Genomic DNA, 19,145 nt, shown 5'->3' with positions numbered 1-19,145 from the left:
GAATGGATGCCCAGGTTTGAAGGCTTTGTTTTAGCAATATTTTTGTAAATTTAGTTCGTTTTGAATTATTTTAGACTTTTCGCAGTGCAATCATAATATCATTTCCACTAAATCTTAATTCCGCTCCAAAAAATCCACCAGAGTTACTGCTGGCAATAGTCCCTGTGAGAGGCCCTTTGGTGACAACCATATAGCGGCCACCGGTAGAAGCTGCTGTTCCAGTTAAAAGTCCAGTCGCATAAATCAGCTTATTCTCCGGACTTAATGGATCAACTTTTGGATCAATTTCATCATATAGAATTTTTGATGCTAAACCTCTACCCCCAAGATAGTTTTTAACATTTTCACCTGTAATTGTTTCTCGCTTAATTTCTTCCTTTGTTAAGTCTACTCGCAAAACCTGATACTCATAAATTTTACCCATTAATTATACCTCCTTTAAAATTACTCTTCTTTCCAAGCACGGGAGGCTGAGTCATTTCTTCCTCAACCCGGCGGTCCAGTCACCATAGAAAATTCCACAGGCAAAAGGACTCGAAGGTATATTATTAATATTCAGTATTTAGAGCTCAATTCCTGCTTAATTTTTAGAAAATTATTTATTTTTAGATTAAATTTTAATTAATTAAGGACACTGGATGACTCCTCGAGCCCAGAGACAGTCTCCACAGACCGGGAATTCGTTGCCGTGGCAGTCTTCTTCGTTTTCTTTAGACATCTCACAGCCAGAACACTGAGTACAGTCTGAAAAAGGAAATTCCTTAACTTTTTTGCGAAAATCCTTAAATTGCTCCTTATTCCAGATTTCTGAGAGAGATTCTTCCGTTATTTTTCCCAGAGAATATTTATTGATATGTTTTTCTCGTTCTCTAATATAGAGGTCATAGCTGTGCATTAAAGCTATACAGGGGCTGACCTCTCCCTGCCAGTTGACTGCAATTGAGCCATCTTCTACAAATTTACAGTAACCACGATGCGGATTAAATGGAACCTGGGTTGTGCTGATCGAACTTGACTTTCCTCCCACTGCAGATAGATCACGGATAATATCTTCTCTCAAATCAGTTGGCGGCAGATAAATCTCCGGCCTGTGTTCAGTTCTTATTTCAGGTTGAGAGCGGCTGATAGAAAAAGAATAAAGTATCTCATCTGTCATATCTTCAGTATAGGGCAGTAAATTTGTTAGAAAAATAAATGAGGCTCCCATCCTGAAGGCAAGTTTGCGCAGGTCCTTAAGTTCATCCACATTGGATTTCATTATTACATATTCAATTCCAATCTCACACTCTTTCTGTTTTTTATTCCGCAGACTGCGAAAGTTCTGTACATTTTCAATTACAGTTTTTAAATCTGCACCGGAACGAATATCAGCCATAGTTTCCGGAGAAGTCCCATCTACAGAAACGACCAGGCTGTCCAGGCCGGCTTCAAGTAGGGCTTCTGCTTTTTCCTGATCCAGCAAAAGACCGTTGGTAATTATCTGAGTTTTCACTCCCAGCCGGGAAGCCAGCCCAATCATTTCTGCAATCCGAGGATGAAAAAGCGGTTCTCCAATTCCCCAGAAAGAAATTTTCTCCAGCCCCTTAAAATCTTTAAGCTCCTCTATTAATTTCGAATAAGCTTCCATCTCCATAAATCCCATCTCTTCATCCCAGGAATGCCGGACACAGGTTTTACAGTTCAGGTTGCAGTCACTCGTTGGTTCAATATAAATTCTTGTCAGTCTGGGATCAGCTCTTTCGATATAGATCCCATCCTGATTAAATTGAAGCTTAACTTCAGTCCCGGATTCAAGACCTATTTTTTCTTTTAATTCTTCCGGCAGTTCAAGCTTACCATCTTTTAATTTAAGTTCCACTGTTTCCGGGAGTTCTCCCGTTAAACCAGCACTGCGCCAGAACTGTGGATTATTGATTAAAAACTGCATAATTTGCCCCTTCCCGCTGCTTTCATTATTTTAAAATTCTACTGAGGACTTTATTCTTATTTTTATTCCCAGTCAAGCAGCCTCTGTTCACCTTCCAATTCTCTAAGTTCAGTTAAATCCTGACTGACTTCGATTGTGCCCCGATAATTTCCATTATCATCTCTTAAAGCATAATACTCAATTAAAACAAATTTACCTTTCATTTGAATCCAGAAACGGGCTTTATCTTTCTCTCCTTCTTTAAAAGCAGTTAGAATTTTTTCCACAATATGAACACTTTCCGGTGGATGACAGTTCTGAACTGTCCTGCCGATAATAGCTTTAGAGCGGGGAAAAAATCTCTCTTCCGGGTTGGAGAAAAATTTAACCCGGTCATTCTGATCAACGTATGTGATATCAAGCGGCAGCTTATTAATCATCATTTTTAATTCTTCCAGACTCAAATGACCTGTCCCCAGACCCAGCATCACACCTTCTAAAGGAATTCCCCCGGTCACAGTATCTGATTCCATTTCCGGCAGGGAACCCGGATGAGTATAATTAGAATCTTCCCCGGGATGGGATCCAGAATGAGCCTGCTGACCTGAACTTTTCTTTTTCGAATCTGAGTTTTTAGCTTTTTTAGTTAAAATATTTTTTTCTGGTGGGTCAATATAGACATAGCCCATCTGCAGACTCTGCTGCTGAATCTGTTTCCATTCTTTTAAAGTTAAGGTTTCCACTGCTACCGGAAACACTACATTTTCTTCTTTAAAAATCATTCTGTACATTAACATTAAAATTTCACCAAGGAGCTGTCTGATCTCCAGATTAAAATTTTCTCTGTCGCTGAGCAAATTTAGCAGTTTCTTTAAGTTTTTGCGGATATCATCATGCAGAGACCACATAACTTTTAAGGGCCGATAATTTTCCCATTCTTTCTCCAGATAGGGAAAGAGTATATTCTCCTTTCTAACAAAATGCTTATCAAATTCCTGCAGCTGAACGGTCAGACTGCGTAAATTCTCGATTTCTTCCTCTTTTACCGCTTCTGAATCAAATTCTATCTTTTTAATATTGTCTTTGAATTTCCGCAGCAGTTTTTCCAGTTCTCTATTTTCCTGCATTAAATAATAGAGGGGATGGCCTTCCTCTGGCTTATCCCACTCATATTTTTCCAGCTGTGGATTTAAAACATTCATTATTTTCTCTATATCATCTTTGATCTCAGCCGGTTTGATACCTTTTTTAATCTGCAAATCCTCCATGGCAATCATGTCATGGGGAGTTACATTTTCTATTGCTTCCTGATATTTATCTATCAGTTCTTTTCCATTTTTACCGGCCATCATTCCCAGCGAAAATTCCAGCAGCTGCTGGACTCTCTGTTCATTATTATTTATAAATTCGGACATCAAATCAGCCTCCAGTTAATTAGTTTTAATTTTTAGTTAATTTTATTTTATCTTTTCTGCTATCTTTTTGCAATGGCTGATGTGCTTTTAGACAGAAAAAAACCAGCCCTGGACCGGGACTGGCTTAGTTTGAAAAAGTTATAATGGAAATAAATAATATGTTGGAAATAATAAGACTACCTTAATAAATAAATCTGGTCCATAAATTCAATTTTGAATCTGGCAGGAGTGGCTTCTTTTTTTGCTGCTTTTTCGCCGGCAAGAGAATAATAATAGACTGCTGTTTTGGCTGCCTCAAATAAAGATAAACTTGAGCTGCCGGCAGCTGCAGTAAAGACTGCCAGGGTTGAGCCCAGCATACAGCCGGTGCCTACAACTTCTCCCAACAGTGGATGGCCTCGATCAACTTCTGTAAGCTGACTACCATCAGAAATTAAATCAACTTCTGAACTTACCACAACTACTGCCCCCAGCTTCCGGGCCAGCTCCCCTGCACTTTTTCCAATATCGCTATATTCACCAATTGATTCTACACCCTTGACCTCAGCAGCTTTCCCGGCCAGAAAAGAAATTTCTCCTTTATTACCCTTAATCAGGTCAATATTCAGCTCCGATAATATTTTCTGAGCTGCTTCAGTTCTAAATTTCGTTGCTCCAACTCCAACCGGATCTAAAATGATGGGAATTTCCAGTTCATTTGCTCTCCTGCCTGCTTTCAGCATCGAATCAAGCTGCCGGGAAGAAATTGTACCCAGATTTAAAACTAAAGCTGCTGCATTTTCTACCATCTGAGCTGACTCCTCTGCTGCCGGGGCCATCACCGGCAGAGCTCCCCAGTTCAAAGTTAGATTAGCACAGTCATTAACAGTTACATTATTGGTAATATGATGAATCAGGGGCTTTTCTGCTTTAATGATTTTTTTAATTAGTTTCCAGTTCTGAGAAAATTCTGCTGCAGTTTTATCATTTTCTGCTGACAATTTACTGCCCTCCTTTTTGATTTTGCTTCTCTAATAATCTTTTTAAATTCTCGGGTTTCATTTTCTATTCTTTCCGCCCTGGTCAGAGCTGTGATTACCGAAATACAGTCAGCACCACTTTTAATTACCTGAGTCGCATTATCTTTAGTCAGGCCTCCAATTGCTATCAGCGGTAAATCAGTCCTCTGTCTGATTTCGGCCAACCTCTGCAGACCAATTCCATTTTTATCTGAATTGAGCTGCTTGGATTTAGTTTTAAAAATTGCTCCCACACCCAGATAATCTGCTCCCTCAGCCTCAGCTGCTGTGATTTCCTGATTCTGCCAGGCAGAAAGGCCAATAATCTTATCCGGCCCTAAAATTCTGCGGGCAGATCGCAGAGGCAGGTCGCTCTGCCCCAGATGAACCCCATCTGCATCTAAGGCCTGGGTCAGATCAAGCCGGTCATTGACTATAAAGGTAATTCCGTGCCGGACACAGATTTTTTTAATCTGCTGTCCCAGCTGGAATTTCTCCCGCAGGTTTAAATTTTTCTCCCGCAGCTGAATTACATCTACCCCTGCAGCTGCTGCTTCTCTAACTACTTCAAGACTTTTTCTGCCGGCTGATAAACTCTCTTCCGTAATTAAGTAGAGATCCCAGTTTAGCATTTTATCTTTCCTCCTATGGTGTTATTCTGCTAGACAAATTTAAGAGAACTGCTGATTGGTTCTTCCTGCTGCTTTTCAAGCTGCCAGAGATGGTTAACCGGGCTATTACCCTGACCAACAGGAAAGTGATTTTTGATGGCCCCGGTAATAAATTCCTTTGCTTTGCCCACTGCTTTTTCCATCTCCATTCCTCGAGCCAGATTAGAAGCAATTGCAGCCGAAAGTGTACAGCCAGTACCGTGAGTATTCTTTGTTGGGATATATTCTGCTTCAAATTCAATAAACTGACTGCCGTCATAAAGTAAATCAACAGCTTTTTCTGTGAGCTCTGCTTTACTGCTGTGGCCGCCCTTAATCAGTACATAGCTGCTGCCGTATTTGATCAATTCTTCAGCCAGATAATGAGAATCAACAGCTTCCTCTGGAGCGACTCCTGCCAGCACCCGTGCTTCATGCAGGTTAGGTGTAATAATTTCTGCCAGTGGAAAAAGTTTTTCCCGATAGGTCGTTACTGCCTCTGCTTCTAAAAGCAGATCTCCACTGGTGGCTACCATAACCGGATCCACTACCAGATTAGGCAGAGAAAATTCTTTGATCTTTAAAGCTACCTCTGCAATAATTTTACTGTTGGCCAGCATCCCGGTTTTTAAAGCGGAAAATTCTATATCTCTTAAAACAGAATCCAGCTGGGAAGCAACCGCCTGTGCCGAAAGGGTTTTGACATCCTGAACCCCCAGCGTATTCTGAGCTGTGACTGCAGTAATTACAGAGGCTCCATAAACCTGATGGACAGTCATTGTTTTTAAATCGGCCTGAATCCCGGCTCCTCCTCCCGAATCAGAACCGGCAATTGTCAAAACCTTTTTCAAATTAATCAGCTCCTTTTACTGCTATTTCAATCTTCTAATCTAAAAAAACAATTTCTACTTTTTTAGTTTAAATCTTCAATAAATGATAGTTTATCTGCTTTTTCTACTGCTTTTAAGAATAAATAGGCGATTACCGCTCCTCCGGCTGCACTCAAAGAAAAGGGAATGACAAAGAAAAAGACTGCCGAACTGCTGCCCATCAAAAAACGGGCAATCGGATAGGCGGCCACTGCTCCCAGAAGCCCTGTTCCAACTAACTCTCCTGCCAGGGCCCAGCGCTGATCTTTAAACTTTTGATAAAGCAGTCCGGCAATTAGGGCCCCGATCATACTGCCCGGAAAAGCCAGCAGAGAACCAGTGCCCAGCATATTTCTGAGCAGAGAAATTGCAAAAGCATTCCAGACTGCATAGGCCGGCCCCAGTAAAACAGCAGATAAAATGTTAATTAAATGCTGAACCGGAAAAGCTTTGGCCACTCCCACCGGAATGTAAATCAAGTGTCCTGTCATTGTTCCCAGAGCAATTAAAAGTGCAGAAAAGGTCAGTTTTTTATTATCCATTTTAATCATCCTTTCAGAATTAATTTAATATTTTCTTTGATAATTAGTTTTATAGTTAGTTTTGGTCGCCGCCAATCTTCTTTAATTTTTACTTGAATTCTACTAAATTACAATTTAAAAATTATTTAACTAAGCTGCTGATCCACTATTTTCATTGCACAGTAGGAACCACACATTGTACAGGCATCTTCGGCTTTTAAAGACTGATTATGTTCTTTTCTCGATTCTCTCAATTTTTCTGGAGCCAGAGCCAGTTCAATCTGTTTTTCCCAGTCCAATTTCTTTCTGGCTGCTGCCATCTGATTATCTCTCTCTTTTGCTCCCTTAACTCCTTTTGCAATATCTGCTGCATGGGCTGCAATTTTGCAGGCAATTACTCCTTCCCGCACATCATCAATATCCGGAAGACCAATATGTTCGGCTGGAGTTACATAACAGAGAAAATCTGCTCCCGCCGCTGCCGCTGCCGCACCACCAATTGCAGCTGTAATATGATCATAACCGGCTGCAATATCTGTAACCAGAGGTCCCAGCACATAAAAAGGAGCTTCCTTACAGAGTTCTTTCTGCAGTTTAATATTTGTTTCAATCTGATCATAGGGCACATGGCCCGGACCCTCTACCATTACCTGAACATCTGCTTCTCTGGCTCTATCCACCAGCTCTCCCAGCACTAAAAGTTCATGGATCTGAGCTCTATCTGTTGCATCTGCCAGGCTGCCAGGACGGAGAGCATCACCAAGACTTAAAGTTACATCATTTTTATAGCAGATTTCTAATAAGCGGTCATAGTACTCAAAAAGTGGATTTTCCTGATCATTATGCAGCATCCAGGCTGCCATAAAGGAACCACCACGGCTGACAATATCAGTTACCCTGCCTTCAGCTGCCAGATGCCGGAGAGTTTCCAGTGTCAGACCACAGTGAACAGTAATAAAATCGACTCCCTCTTCCACCTGTTTCTCAATCACTCCAAATAATTTTTCCACTTCCATTTCAATTATTCCCCGGCCGGACTTTACGGTTTCTACAGCTGCCTGATAAATAGGTACTGTTCCCACCGGCAGTTTGGAATTATCTAAAATAGCCTTTCTGGTTTCTTTAATCTTATCTCCGGTTGAGAGATCCATAACCGCATCTGCACCAGCTGCAGCTGCTGCCTTTAATTTTTCTAATTCATTTTCAATCTGATTACAGTCTTCAGAGGTTCCAAAATTAGCATTAACCTTTGTTTTTAAACCCTTTCCAAAAGCTACAGCTTCCAGATTACTGTGATTTATATTTGCCGGAATCACAATTTCTCCTGCTGCCACTTTTTCTCTAATATATTCTGCACTTACCCCTTCCGCCGCTGCTGCCTGCTTCATCTCTGCACTTATCTCACCTTTTTTTGCTCTTGTTACCTGAGTCATAATTGTCAGCTCCTCTTATTTTGAATTGTTTTTTATTTTAATTGTTCTTAATTTGAAATTTTACTACTAAATGATTATTTTAAATCCTCAATTTTAAATTCTCTAAAATACAAAAAACACAGCCCCCAACTAAGGAAACTGTGTTTAATAACTTAAGCAATTATTAAAATAATCACTGCTGCACAACTCCCTTCGCTGGTATTATCCAGATCAGGTCCTGAGGGTCAAAGCATCTGCTTTCTCTCAGCCGTAAGGCTCCCCTGTAAATATTTAATTGTATCGATTGCATTATTTGTTTTCTAAGGCCTTCATTACAATTATCAGTACAATATAGGTAACTATAGTAGTCGGAATCAAAAATGTCGCATTATAAACTGTGGAATAAACCCAGACATTCTGTCCTTCTGGTGCATAACTGCTGAAAAAGATTACTCCTGACAAGATGTGAACAATTAACCTTAATGCCGAGGCCACTACCACCGCCCAGAACATTTTAAGAGGCTGAATAATTTCATCTTTTCTGATCTTAAACATTCCTGCTACTCCTAAAACCATATAGGGCAGAGGATAATCCATAATCAGCTGAACTGGATGAATAATATAAGCTCCAAACATCAGCTGCAGCAGTCCATAGGCCAGACCACCAAACATTCCTGCACCCAGACCCCAGCGAAAAGCAATTACAAAGATCGGCAGCATTTCTAAACTAACCGAACCACCCTGAGGCATCCGCCAGAGCTTGAGGAAATTAAGCACAACTGCCAGAGCAACAGCCACCCCAATTTCGGCCATCATTCTTGTTGAAAATTTATTTTGCATAATAAAAACCCTCCTGATTTGTGAGGAGCAAACCGGAGGGTTTAATGTCTTTATATCGCCTACCTACGCCTGCATTACCAGGTTCAGGTTAATGGGTCGATGATTGCTCATCCTCTCAGCCTCCAGTTTGGCTCCCCAGTCTTTAATTTTTTTAAATCTAGTCATATCGAAATCTCTATCTAGCTGTATTATACAATAGTAGTTTAAATTAATCAAATGAAATCTTGATATTTTTTCCTTAGCTCTAAAAAAACCTGCTTACCATCTAATAATTCTGCACCATTTTTTATTTCATTTTCTGCTTCAGCTAGTTTTTGATATAAATCTAGTTTAATTTCTTCTTTAGTTTGAGGCATAATATCATCCTCTCGTACTCATAATTTAAATTAATTATATAATTTAATTATCATTAAGGCAATTTTTATTCGGAAATTTTAAAAAAAGACTACTCAACCCGAATTATCACAGTTTCATTTTCATCATCAACTCTTAAAATTTCTTTTTCTTCCGAAAGGTCATCAATAGTTTTGGTCAGCGAATCTAAATCAATATCCTTTGCCGCCATTTTATCTTTTGCCGACTGAGGCACAAAATTCAAAAGGCTTTTTGCAATTCCAAGTGGTAAAGACATATTCACCTTATCTTTTCCAGCTTCATTAACAATTATTCTTAAGTGTCTTTTCTTTCCAGCCTGCCCAATTGCACCTTCATTTCTGCTTTTTAACTGAACAGCTGTTGACTGCCCGGACTCTTCTTCACCTAAAGCAGCCAGTAATTTCTCAGTTTCTTCAGCATTAATCTTACCATCCTGCAGCATTTCTAAAATTCTCATTTTCTCTTCTTTCATCATTTTCAACTCCCTTTTAATTTTAATAGTTTATATTTTTAATTAAGACACAGCTTAAACAATACAAAATCATCGCTCAAAATCAAAATTCAACTTAAATCTCTTTTAATTTCTGAGCTGCCTCAACCGCTTCAATTTCTCCCGCTTCTAACAGATCCAGAATCTCTCTTCTTTTTTCCTGCTGTTCTTCCTCAACAAAATCATCTTCATAGCCTAAAGTCTTAATTAACTCATTCAGCTTATTTCTAACTGTGGGATAGGACATCTCGAGCTCTTTTTCCATATTTTTGATATTGCCTCTAGTTTTAATAAAAATCTTTAAAAACTGCTGCTGCTCATAATTTAATTGAAAAAGCTCATCCAGGTAAAAATCACCGCTGATTTTAGTCTGACAGTTATTACATTTTAGTTCAGTCACATTCAATTTTCCTTCACAGGTAGGACATTTAGATGGAATTGGATAACTCATTTAACTTCACCCCGCTTTCTTATTTAATATTATAAAACAAAAATTAAGATTTGTAAAGTATTTTTTAAAAAAATTAATTATATTAATAAAAAAATTAAATATATTAATTTAGGTATCAAAAAAGCTGAAGCAACCAATTTAAAGTTGATTGCTTCAGCTTTTGCAGAAAATAATTATTTTTAAAATTATTTTATTTTAGAACAGATAATATTTTAGATTATTTAAATCACTTAAAAACCCCAGATCATTCTGACCAGCAGGGGAACTATTACAGTCATCATCAGCTGCAGCGGAGCACCTGCAATAATAAAATCTCTAAATTTAAATCCACCCGAACTATAAACCATAAGATTGGTTTGATAGCCAACTGGACTGGCAAAAGCAGCACTGGCAGCAAAGGTAGTAGTAATTACAAAAGCAAAAGGATTGATACCCAGCTGTTCTGCAGTTCCCACTGCAATCGGCAGCATTAAAAGTACACTGGCATTATTACTAATCAGGTTTGTTAAAAGAGAAGTCAGCAAATAAATAACCATCAAAATAAATACCGGCGAGAGCACAGAAGTTAAATTATTTATATTAACAGCAATATAGGCAGCTGTACCTGATCTTTCAATTGCCATGCCCATTGGAATTAAACCTGAGAGCAGAAAATATACATCCCAGTCAATGGCATCAAAAAAATCATTTTTATTGATACAGCCACTAAAAGCCATCAAAAAAGCTCCACTTAAAGCAGCGATCGCAACCGGCAGTAGGCCAAGGGAAACAGTACTTATAAAAAACACAAGGATTGCCAGAGAAATATACATTTTTTTCTGATCAAATAAATTTGGATCATATTCTCGATCGATAATAAAATTATTATTTTTTCGTAATCTAGCCAGAGTTTTTTCGGTAGCCAGTAATAGCAAAAGGTCTCCTGGCTGAAAACGATAATCCTCCATTTTCTGATGAGTCAGTTCTTCCCCACGTCTTAAGGCCAGAACATTACAATTATATCTTTCCAGAAAGTTAATCTCCTTTAAAGTTTTATTGACCAGAAAGGAATGAGCAGGAACCACAACTTCCACCAGGGTTTCACCAGCCAGCGGCTGCTCAATTGCATCATCATCAACAACCATTTCCGGCAGGGTTTTCATCCCCTTGCTTCTGGTCAATTCCAGTAAAGTATCCTGTCTGGCTCTAATAATTAGATGATCTCCAACTCTGACCGTTTTTGCATTTAAGGGCTCCATAAACTGTTTGCCATTGCGTATAATTCTAATGATATCATAATCTAATTCCTTATCTTCAGTAATTTCTTCAAAACTTTTACCCACAAAGTTGCAGTCTTCTCCAACTAAAACCTCTGTCAGATAAGCTCGTACTTCGTATTCATCAGTTAAATCATCTTCAACCTCCAGTCTTGCCGGAACAAGCTTAAAACCAACTGTCAGCAGGTAAATAATACCGATAATTAAAACAATAATCCCCAGCAGCGAAAATTCAAACATCGAAAAGGGGTGCCCCAGCATTCTTTCCGAAACCTGACTTGCCAGCAGGTTAGTAGAAGTACCAATTAAAGTTACGGTTCCTCCCAGCATTGCTGCATAAGAGAGGGGAATCAATAATTTAGAGGGAGACACATTAGTTTTGCGCCCCAATTCTCTGACCATCGGAATCAGTGCAGCCACCACAGGCGTATTATTAATAATTCCTGAGGTAGAACCTGTAAAAATAGAAATCAGGGCAATCTGTCTTTTAGGATTTTTACCTGTTATCTGAGAAATTCTATCTCCCAAAAGCTGTACTGCACCACTGCGCTGAATACCGGCACTAAAAACAAACATTGCCATCACAGTGATTGTAGCCGGATTACCAAAACCAGATAGTGAGTCTTCTACAGATAATTTGCTGTACTGATTAAAAATAGTGAGAATTATTGGTACCAGTAATGCTAATAAGCTAATTGGCATCGGTTCCCAGACAAATAAAACCAGCAGGAGAGCAATTACAATTAAAATAAAAATTATACTGCTGTTCAGCTGCTTCTGAACCTTAAATTCCTCCACTGGTCCATTCATTTGTGGGTTCTGAGCAGATATATTTAAAGTAAAAATCAGTAAAATCAACATTAAAAACAAAATTATAGAATATTTCTTTTTAGTTAGAAACATTTAAGCACCTCTTTTCCTTAAATAATCATTATCCAGACTTAGATCTTTACACTTAATTTTAACAAATTTCAATTTCTTTTTCTAGGATATAGAAAAATTTGATAACTAAAATTCAGTTTGCAGATAAATTAATTTTAAAAGTTTTCAAATTCAATTGAAACTTTCATGCTGGCCTGTTAAACTAGAAGCAAAGTTTGATTATAATAAAAAAACTGAGGTGAATCACCTTGCAAATTATAAAAGATTTAATTAAAAAATATAGTGGTGATATGTTGAGTGGTTTAACTACTGCTACTATTGCACTACCGCAGAATATGGCCTATGCTTTAATTTTAGGAATCAATCCCATTTATGGTATTTACGCTTCTATTTTCTCTATGTTTACTGCTTCTATCTTTAATTTTTCCTCTTATGTAATTGTGGGCCCTACAAATATGTTGACAGTGGCTCTTTACAGTAGTTTAAGCAGCTTTCAGGGAGAAAATTATCTGCAGGTCATATTTTTAACCACCTTTTTAATCGGTCTCTTTCAATTTTTACTGGTCAGTTTTAACTTAAGTGAATTAATAAAATACATTTCCCACCCGGTGGTGGTTGGGCTTTCACACGGAGCAGCTGTATTGATTCTATTTTCTCAAATAGAAAATTTTACAGGTGTCAGTGTCAGTGGCTCAAATGTAATCACCAAAAGCTTACAGTTTATTTCAAATATCTCCGAGTTGAATTATCTTAATCTCATAGTAGGTGCTGTAACATTAATTTTAATCTTTACAATTCCTTTAATTAAAAAATCACTGCCCGAATATCTGATAACTGTTGTTTTAATGACCGTTATTACTACAGTTACCGAAATTAATCAGTCAATACCACTTGTCGGTGAAATTCCAAAACGAATTATAGACTTTAATCTTTTAAGCCTGGACTGGCATCTTATAGGTCAGGTTTATACAAAAGCTTTTTCCATTGCCCTGCTTGGGTTAATCCAGACTATGGCTGTCCTGCAGTCACTTGCTTTAAAAACAAAAGAAGAACCTAACTTTGATCGCGAATTTAGAAGTCAGGGAATTACAAATATGGTTATTTCGTTTTTTAGTGGTTTTGCTATTTCTTCTTCTTTTGCAAAAACTTTTGCCAATTTAAGTGCAGGAGCCAAACATAGAGTTTCACAATTTTTCTCTGCTATTTCTATTGTTCTATTTATTCTATTTTTCAGAACTTATCTGGCCTACATTCCAGTTTCTGTTTTAGCAGGACTTGTTATCTCGGCAGCAATTGGAATCCTGGATCTAAAAGAAGTAATCAGAAATCTTAAAACTACCAAGGGAGACGCTTTAATTTTTGGTACAACCTTTATTGCCACCATTGTCCTACCAAATATTGATCAGGCAATTTATTTCGGAGTTTTGGTCTCTTTAGTGGTAGTCTTACGAATTTCCAAAGAAGCTGATATTGATATGTTATATTATGACAAAAAAAAGGATGACGAAGGTTATCATCTACACCATGTCAAACATGAGAAAACAGCTGAATCAAACATTTCTGCCAGACAGGCACGAGTTGTTGATCTTAAAGGAGCAGTTCATTTTAGTGCGGCAGATGATTTAAAGGATCAGCTGGAAGAATTTTATGAACCGAAGACAGATTTTGTTATCAGACTGAGAAATGTTAGAAGAATTGATATTACAATCATCAAGGTGTTAGAAGAATTTGTAAACCAGGTGCAGGAAAATGGTGGAGAAATAATGCTGACCGGAGTTAATGAGCGGCTGCTTAAAATTTTCCGCAAAATCGGACTTGCAGAAAAAGTTGGGGAAGACAATATTTATTTACCAGAAACTGAATATTTTGCTGCCACTCATAAAGCCCTCGACTTAAGCCAAAATGATTCTGGAAAGGGAAAAAATTCAAAAGATAAGAATAACGATGAGAATAATGATGAGCAAAATACAGATAAAGATCAGAAAAATAAGAACAATGAATAATAAAATAATTAAATAAACAACTAAACTCCCATCACAGCTGTTAAAGTTAATTACAGCCTGAATGGGAGCTTTTTTCTTTTAAACCTTATTTAATTTTATAATTTTTTTTAATCCGATTATAATCCGATTGATTATTTTTATTTTCTCAGACTGTGTCCTTTATTTTGACTGACAAAACGGCCGAGAGAAGCAATGATTCCACCAATACACTGGCGGCAGTCTCCTGCTTCCTCATTAACACAGATTTTTTCCGGATAAATTTGATATTTTGCTCTGTACATAGAATCTGTCACATTGGGCATTACCACATTGGCTCCAGCCAGCAGAGCCTTCTGCCGTCCCTGATCATCAATTGTACCCAGGGCAGTAGTCGCCGGAATATGGGCCAGCGGCAGCAGCAGTCGACTTAAAGCAGTAAACTTTAGAGTCATTTCTACTGTTCCAGTTTTACTATCTTTAAGCGGTGTCTGCTGATGGGGAATAAATGGACCCGAGCCAATCATATCAAGCTCTAAATCCTGAGATAAAAGCAGATCTTCGGCCATAATTTCGGGAGTCTGTCCCGGTAGGTCAATTATGACCCCACTTCCAATCTGATAGCCAATTGTTTTTAAAAATTTAAGGCTTTCAATTCTATTCTCAAAACTCATTCCCGGATGATACTTTTCGTATAAAGCGCGATCTGCAATTTCATGTTTTAAGAGGTAGCGGTCAGCACCGGCTTCCCGCCAGAGTTTATAGGCAGCAAAATCTCTTTCTCCGAGGCTTAAAGTAATTGCCATCCCGGTGGTGTTTTTAATCTCTTTTATAATCTCTGTAATTTCAGCTGCCGGATATTCATCTTCTCCCGACTGCAGAACAACGGTCTGATAACCAAGTTCAGCTGCCATCTGAGCAGTTTTAATAATTTCTCCTTTTTCTAACTGATAACGCTCAAGTTTCTGATTATCTTTTCTCAAGCCGCAGTAATGACAGTTCTGTTTGCAGTAGCTTGAAAGCTCAATGATGGCTCTTAAATGAACCTCATCTCCACAGATTTCTTCCCTTTTTTGATCTGCCTGCTGCAGCAGATAATCAAGCTGATCAATATCTGCAGCCAGTAGAGCTGTAATTTCTTCTTTATTTAATTCTGCCTGATCATAGGCCTGATCAACCAGCCTTTTTATTTCAAATTGATTCAACTAAACCACCTCTTCTATTTCTTCTTGCTTGACTTCTATTTGATCCTGCTGCCAGAGCTCCAGCGCTTCTGGAAAAGGCTTTAAGGCGCGGTCCAAAATTCCATGCAGCCAGGCAATTGCAATTCCATAATTAATTACCGGAATTCCTACCTTTTTTGCTTCCTCTAACCTTGATAAAACTTCTTTGCGATTTAACATACAGCTGCCGCAGTGCAAGACCAGGGCGTATTCTTCCAGATTATCCGGAAACTCCCTGCCTGCCACATGTTCAAATTCAATTTCAGGACTGATTTGATTATGGATCCAGTTGGGAATTTTAACTGTTCCAATATCATCCTTCTGGCGGCGGTGGGTACAGGCTTCAGCTACCAGAACCTTATCACCGGCTTTCAATTTATCCATTGCCTTTGCACCCCGGACAAAAGTATTAAGATCACCTTTGTAGCGGGCAAAAAGAACAGAAAACCCTGTCATTAAAATATCTTGAGCTACCTCTTTTGATACCATTTCAAAAGCCTGAGAATCAGTAACTACAATTTTAGGCTTCTTTTTTAATTTATTGATTTCAGAGCTTACTTCCGCTTTTTTGGTCACCAGGGCTGTAGCATCATGATCTAAGATATCCCTGATGGTCTGCACCTGAGGCAGAATCAGTCTCCCTTTAGGAGCAGCACTGTCAATGGGAGTCACTAAAACTGCTACCTCTCCCGGCTCAATTAAATCTCCCATAATTGTATCCCGGCTGTGGTCCTGAGGCATTTTCTCTGCGGTTTTTTCTCTAATTAAATCTATATTGATTTCAGCTTCTGCACTGGCTTTTATAAATTCCAGCTCATGTTTTTCAAAAAATCGATCGAATTCCTCTAAAACTGGAGCCTGCTCTTTGCCTTCTGGATCCAGAAGTTCAACCTTATTTAAAACAGTTATAAAAGGAATATCTCTTTCTTTAAACTCCCTGATTAATTCAGTTTCGAACTCGCCTGCACCCTGCACAACTGAAATAACAAGCAGTGCCAGATCAGTCTTACGCATAATTTCTTTAGTCTTTTTGATTCGCATTTCTCCCAGCTCACCCTGATCATCAATCCCTGCTGTATCAATCATCATCACCGGTCCAATCGGCAGCAGTTCCATTGCCTTATAGACTGGATCAGTTGTTGTTCCCGGCTGGCTGGAAACAAGGGCCAGATTCTGATTTGTCAGTTTATTGATTAAAGAAGACTTTCCAACATTTCGCCTGCCAAAAACTGCAATATGCGGCCGATCTCCCTTTGCTGTTGAATTCATTTTTCCACTTCCTTATTTATAATAGTTTCTTAACTTGAAATTAGTTATACTGTAAATTATCATCAGTAAAATAGAAATAACTTTCTCCATCAAAATTTTAGCTTTAGATTTTAAGTTTTATTTAAATTTAAAATCGGAAAATATTTTAGCATCAAATTCTGTTCTGTGACTTAGAAAAATTAATTAGAAGAAGTTGATTATTATGATGATTAAATCTGACTGACAAACACGAGGTTTGTCACTGACCGTGCCACAGGATGTGGCAATCGGGAAGGAAGTCAGATTTAAGCTGAAACAATAATCTTACTCCCTTCTTTAATCTTAATTTGGAGCAGATCAGAATTTGATGCTTGAAATATTAACTATTCTAAAATGGTAACAACTTAAAATCTAAAGATACAAATCGTGCTCTCCATCTGAAATCGCATCAAGCTTATCAGCAATATTTTTAGCTAACTTCGGATTATCATTTTCCAGATTCTGCATCAGATCAGATAAACATTGCTTACCGTGTTTGCGGCTCTCTTCTGTTCCAAAATCCTCCAGGTATTCTTTAAAGGTTAGCATTGCATTAGGACGACAAAATTCCTGAATCTTACCCGGCTTGGCCAGATCCATAAAATCTTTTCCTGTCCGACCGAGACGATAACAGGCTGTACAGAAACTCGGAATATAGCCATCTTTAGCTATCCCGGAAATAATTTCGTCAATTGGACGCAGATCATGGAGTGAAAACTGGGCCAGTTCTTCCTTATTATTTTCCTTTTTCTCATAGCCACCTGGGGTTGTCCGGGAACCAGCAGATATCTGAGAAACCCCGTGCTCAAATAATTCATTTCTCATCTCTGTAGTTTCTCTAGTCGATAAAATCATACCTGTATAAGGAATTGCCAGTCTTAAAACTGCTACCAGTTTGCGAAAATCAGCATCTGAGACAGGATAAGGAACTTCATCAAGGGGAGTTCCCATTGCTGGGTTAAGTCTGGGAACTGAAACTGTATGAGGTCCAACTCCCCACTTTTTATCCAGATACTCAGCATGTAAAAGCATACCAATAACATCAAATTTATAATCATAAAGTCCAAACAGAGCCCCAATTCCCACATCATCAATTCCTGCTTCCTGAGCTCGATCCATTACTGAAAGCCGCCATTCATAATTACTCTTTGGTCCTGAGGGATGTAGTTTTGCATACTGTTTGCGGTTATATGTTTCCTGAAAACAGGTATAAGTTCCTATCTCAGATTCTTTTAGCTTTTTGAAATCTTCAGTGCTTAAAGGAGCAATTTCTGCATTAATTCTTCTAATTTCGCCCCCATTTTCAGTTTTGACATCATAGGCAGTTTTAATGCTTTCCACTACATAATCTAAATCAGTTACAGGAGCCTCACCAGTTAAAACCAGTAATCTTTTATGACCCTCTCTCTCTAAAGCCGCAACTTCATTTCTGATTTCAGCCTGAGTTAATTTTTTACGATCTACAAGGTGATTATCCTTGCGAAAACCACAGTAAAGACAGTCATTAACACACTGGTTGGCAAAATATAGGGGAGCAAAAATAACAAGCCGCTTACCATAAATTTCTTCCTTAACTTTTCGAGCAGCTTCCAGGAAGCGGTCAATCAACTCCTCATCCTCAACCTGCAGTAAGGTTGCTGCCTCAACTGGACTAATCCCTTTTAACTCTAACGCTTTCTCTACAATTCTATTTACTTCCTCCTGACCTGGCTCTTTCGCCTCAGCCAGAATTCCCTCAATTTTCTCATCAGTTATATAGTCACAGACTTCAGTCCGATAATCCTCTCCAAATTCCTCTTTAAAATAATTAATATTACTCATTAATATAATTCCTCCTCTTAATTTGCTTTTAAAGTGCACCTACCGTTTACCTCCCGATTTATGTCGAAAAAAGTCTAAAAATTATTCTTTTTGACATAAATCTATTTAAAACGACAAGTAAACGGTAGCTGTAAGATTTACTCAACCTCCACTGATGTCAAAGCCGATTTTAAATTTACTCCCGGCAGATTTCCTAATTGACCTGTCATTGCTCCAATCTCATCCGGGGTTCCCTCTACAATCAAAGAAATCATTGATAGACCATGTTCAGCTGAAGGAATTCCCATCCTGCCGATAATACAGTCAGCATTTTTACTTAAAATTTTATTAATGCGATCACTTACCTTTTCTCTTTTTTCTACAACAACTGCTACTGAGCCAATTCTTTTTTTCATTCTCGTTCCTCCATTAATTGTGATATATTTCTCTTGTACCAGGTACAAAAATGCTTTTTGATACCTGGTACCTATATATATTTACCTAAATTTAGACATAGAAAGATCCCTTCCCTGATTTTCAGAAATTATCCTTAAATTCAGGAAGTGCTAAAATATGATCTCCTTTCAGACAGGTGGCCCCGGCTGATCAGATATTAACTTTGATAATATTATAACTCATTTTGACTCTTTGTTCAAGTTTTCACTAAAAAAATATTAATTTTTTTATTTTTTTGGGATTGTGAGTTTATAAGACATTTGTATACTATAATCCCCGGATATAAGCTTTAATTGTCTTTAAATGCTGTAACAGATTCTTGCTTTTTGACTTTA

General features: G+C 38.1%; 17 protein-coding genes, 1 pseudogene and 3 riboswitches. Of the genes and pseudogenes, 1 reads left to right on the top strand and 17 read right to left on the bottom strand.

All coding sequences use genetic code 11. From position 1 onward, the window contains the following. Window positions 1–88 precede the first annotated feature (88 nt). The 13 genes and pseudogenes from DFR79_RS10825 to DFR79_RS10770 all read right to left on the bottom strand — a co-directional run. Window positions 89–424 (bottom strand): annotated as a pseudogene (locus DFR79_RS10825) (aldehyde ferredoxin oxidoreductase N-terminal domain-containing protein); the annotation flags it as partial. Window positions 425–433: 9 nt separating this feature from the next. Then, a riboswitch (molybdenum cofactor riboswitch) is annotated at window positions 434–552 on the bottom strand. Between the two features lie 73 nt (window positions 553–625). After that, a complete protein-coding gene (locus DFR79_RS10820) occupies window positions 626–1,927 on the bottom strand; it encodes a radical SAM protein (protein WP_133515508.1) in 1,302 nt (433 codons plus the stop codon). Between the two features lie 62 nt (window positions 1,928–1,989). Beyond that, window positions 1,990–3,321, bottom strand: a complete 1,332-nt coding sequence (locus DFR79_RS16245; protein ID WP_133515507.1) for a DUF438 domain-containing protein — start codon at window positions 3,319–3,321, stop codon at window positions 1,990–1,992. A 176-nt stretch (window positions 3,322–3,497) separates the two neighbouring features. Then, window positions 3,498–4,301 (bottom strand): hydroxyethylthiazole kinase, encoded by an 804-nt coding sequence (gene thiM / locus DFR79_RS10810; RefSeq protein WP_208107535.1) that lies wholly within the window; start codon window positions 4,299–4,301, stop codon window positions 3,498–3,500. Then, window positions 4,247–4,951 (bottom strand): thiamine phosphate synthase, encoded by a 705-nt coding sequence (gene thiE, locus DFR79_RS10805; protein WP_133515506.1) that lies wholly within the window; start codon window positions 4,949–4,951, stop codon window positions 4,247–4,249. Before thiE ends, thiM begins: the two co-directional genes overlap by 55 nt. A gap of 29 nt (window positions 4,952–4,980) precedes the next feature. Beyond that, window positions 4,981–5,820 carry a bifunctional hydroxymethylpyrimidine kinase/phosphomethylpyrimidine kinase gene (gene thiD / locus DFR79_RS10800; protein ID WP_133515505.1) on the bottom strand — a complete coding sequence of 280 codons (840 nt, stop codon included), beginning with the start codon at window positions 5,818–5,820 and terminating at the stop codon, window positions 4,981–4,983. A 62-nt stretch (window positions 5,821–5,882) separates the two neighbouring features. Beyond that, complete coding sequence (thiW, locus tag DFR79_RS10795) at window positions 5,883–6,380, bottom strand: energy coupling factor transporter S component ThiW (RefSeq protein WP_133515504.1); 498 nt, start codon at window positions 6,378–6,380, stop codon at window positions 5,883–5,885. Window positions 6,381–6,505: 125 nt separating this feature from the next. Further along, window positions 6,506–7,792: a phosphomethylpyrimidine synthase ThiC gene (gene thiC / locus DFR79_RS10790; RefSeq protein WP_133515503.1), complete on the bottom strand. Its 1,287-nt coding sequence runs from the start codon at window positions 7,790–7,792 to the stop codon at window positions 6,506–6,508. A 170-nt stretch (window positions 7,793–7,962) separates the two neighbouring features. After that, window positions 7,963–8,064, bottom strand: a riboswitch (TPP riboswitch). A gap of 16 nt (window positions 8,065–8,080) precedes the next feature. After that, window positions 8,081–8,611, bottom strand: a complete 531-nt coding sequence (gene thiT / locus DFR79_RS10785) for an energy-coupled thiamine transporter ThiT (protein WP_133515502.1) — start codon at window positions 8,609–8,611, stop codon at window positions 8,081–8,083. Window positions 8,612–8,654: 43 nt separating this feature from the next. Then, a riboswitch (TPP riboswitch) is annotated at window positions 8,655–8,759 on the bottom strand. Window positions 8,760–8,823: 64 nt separating this feature from the next. Next, window positions 8,824–8,967 (bottom strand): hypothetical protein, encoded by a 144-nt coding sequence (locus tag DFR79_RS16135; protein ID WP_166638035.1) that lies wholly within the window; start codon window positions 8,965–8,967, stop codon window positions 8,824–8,826. Window positions 8,968–9,056: 89 nt separating this feature from the next. Continuing rightward, the gene (locus DFR79_RS10780) at window positions 9,057–9,458 is read right to left on the bottom strand and encodes an SHOCT-like domain-containing protein (RefSeq protein WP_133515501.1); all 402 of its coding nucleotides are present in this window, start codon (window positions 9,456–9,458) and stop codon (window positions 9,057–9,059) included. Between the two features lie 94 nt (window positions 9,459–9,552). Continuing rightward, a complete protein-coding gene (locus DFR79_RS10775; protein ID WP_133515500.1) occupies window positions 9,553–9,927 on the bottom strand; it encodes a DUF2089 domain-containing protein in 375 nt (124 codons plus the stop codon). Window positions 9,928–10,157: 230 nt separating this feature from the next. Then, window positions 10,158–12,086, bottom strand: coding sequence for an SLC13 family permease (locus tag DFR79_RS10770; RefSeq protein WP_133515499.1), 1,929 nt, complete (start codon window positions 12,084–12,086; stop codon window positions 10,158–10,160). 227 nt (window positions 12,087–12,313) lie between these two features. Between DFR79_RS10770 and DFR79_RS10765 the strand changes: the two genes are divergently transcribed. Then, entirely contained in the window at window positions 12,314–14,068 is a 1,755-nt protein-coding gene (locus DFR79_RS10765; RefSeq protein ID WP_243727779.1) for a SulP family inorganic anion transporter, read from the top strand. A gap of 137 nt (window positions 14,069–14,205) precedes the next feature. On the opposite strand, the gene hydE is transcribed toward DFR79_RS10765, so the two are convergent. From hydE to DFR79_RS10745, 4 genes are all read right to left on the bottom strand, one after another. Then, window positions 14,206–15,249 carry a [FeFe] hydrogenase H-cluster radical SAM maturase HydE gene (gene hydE / locus DFR79_RS10760; RefSeq protein WP_133515498.1) on the bottom strand — a complete coding sequence of 348 codons (1,044 nt, stop codon included), beginning with the start codon at window positions 15,247–15,249 and terminating at the stop codon, window positions 14,206–14,208. After that, a complete protein-coding gene (gene hydF, locus DFR79_RS10755; protein WP_133515497.1) occupies window positions 15,250–16,536 on the bottom strand; it encodes a [FeFe] hydrogenase H-cluster maturation GTPase HydF in 1,287 nt (428 codons plus the stop codon). It lies immediately after the preceding gene. Window positions 16,537–16,926: 390 nt separating this feature from the next. Continuing rightward, window positions 16,927–18,375 (bottom strand): [FeFe] hydrogenase H-cluster radical SAM maturase HydG, encoded by a 1,449-nt coding sequence (hydG, locus tag DFR79_RS10750; protein WP_133515496.1) that lies wholly within the window; start codon window positions 18,373–18,375, stop codon window positions 16,927–16,929. A gap of 137 nt (window positions 18,376–18,512) precedes the next feature. Beyond that, a complete protein-coding gene (locus DFR79_RS10745; RefSeq protein WP_133515495.1) occupies window positions 18,513–18,770 on the bottom strand; it encodes a TM1266 family iron-only hydrogenase system putative regulator in 258 nt (85 codons plus the stop codon). Window positions 18,771–19,145 lie beyond the last annotated feature (375 nt).

The organism is Halanaerobium saccharolyticum (assembly GCF_004362045.1).
Lineage (GTDB): Bacteria > Bacillota > Halanaerobiia > Halanaerobiales > Halanaerobiaceae > Halanaerobium > Halanaerobium saccharolyticum_C.
The sequence above is the reverse complement of the archived record's forward strand: the minus strand, read 5'-3'. Positions and strand labels throughout refer to the sequence as shown.

Excerpts from the sequence above, each read along its gene's own strand:
- thiC (WP_133515503.1), bottom strand. The coding sequence starts at position 7,792 with ATGACTCAGGTAACAAGAGCAAAAAAAGGTGAGATAAGTGCAGAGATG.
- DFR79_RS10770 (WP_133515499.1), bottom strand. The coding sequence starts at position 12,086 with ATGTTTCTAACTAAAAAGAAATATTCTATAATTTTGTTTTTAATGTTG.
- DFR79_RS10775 (WP_133515500.1), bottom strand. The coding sequence starts at position 9,927 with ATGAGTTATCCAATTCCATCTAAATGTCCTACCTGTGAAGGAAAATTG.
- DFR79_RS10745 (WP_133515495.1), bottom strand. The coding sequence starts at position 18,770 with ATGAAAAAAAGAATTGGCTCAGTAGCAGTTGTTGTAGAAAAAAGAGAA.
- hydF (WP_133515497.1), bottom strand. The coding sequence starts at position 16,536 with ATGAATTCAACAGCAAAGGGAGATCGGCCGCATATTGCAGTTTTTGGC.
- thiW (WP_133515504.1), bottom strand. The coding sequence starts at position 6,380 with ATGGATAATAAAAAACTGACCTTTTCTGCACTTTTAATTGCTCTGGGA.
- hydG (WP_133515496.1), bottom strand. The coding sequence starts at position 18,375 with ATGAGTAATATTAATTATTTTAAAGAGGAATTTGGAGAGGATTATCGG.
- DFR79_RS10820 (WP_133515508.1), bottom strand. The coding sequence starts at position 1,927 with ATGCAGTTTTTAATCAATAATCCACAGTTCTGGCGCAGTGCTGGTTTA.
- thiE (WP_133515506.1), bottom strand. The coding sequence starts at position 4,951 with ATGCTAAACTGGGATCTCTACTTAATTACGGAAGAGAGTTTATCAGCC.
- DFR79_RS16135 (WP_166638035.1), bottom strand. The coding sequence starts at position 8,967 with ATGCCTCAAACTAAAGAAGAAATTAAACTAGATTTATATCAAAAACTA.
- DFR79_RS16245 (WP_133515507.1), bottom strand. The coding sequence starts at position 3,321 with ATGTCCGAATTTATAAATAATAATGAACAGAGAGTCCAGCAGCTGCTG.
- DFR79_RS10780 (WP_133515501.1), bottom strand. The coding sequence starts at position 9,458 with ATGAAAGAAGAGAAAATGAGAATTTTAGAAATGCTGCAGGATGGTAAG.
- thiT (WP_133515502.1), bottom strand. The coding sequence starts at position 8,611 with ATGCAAAATAAATTTTCAACAAGAATGATGGCCGAAATTGGGGTGGCT.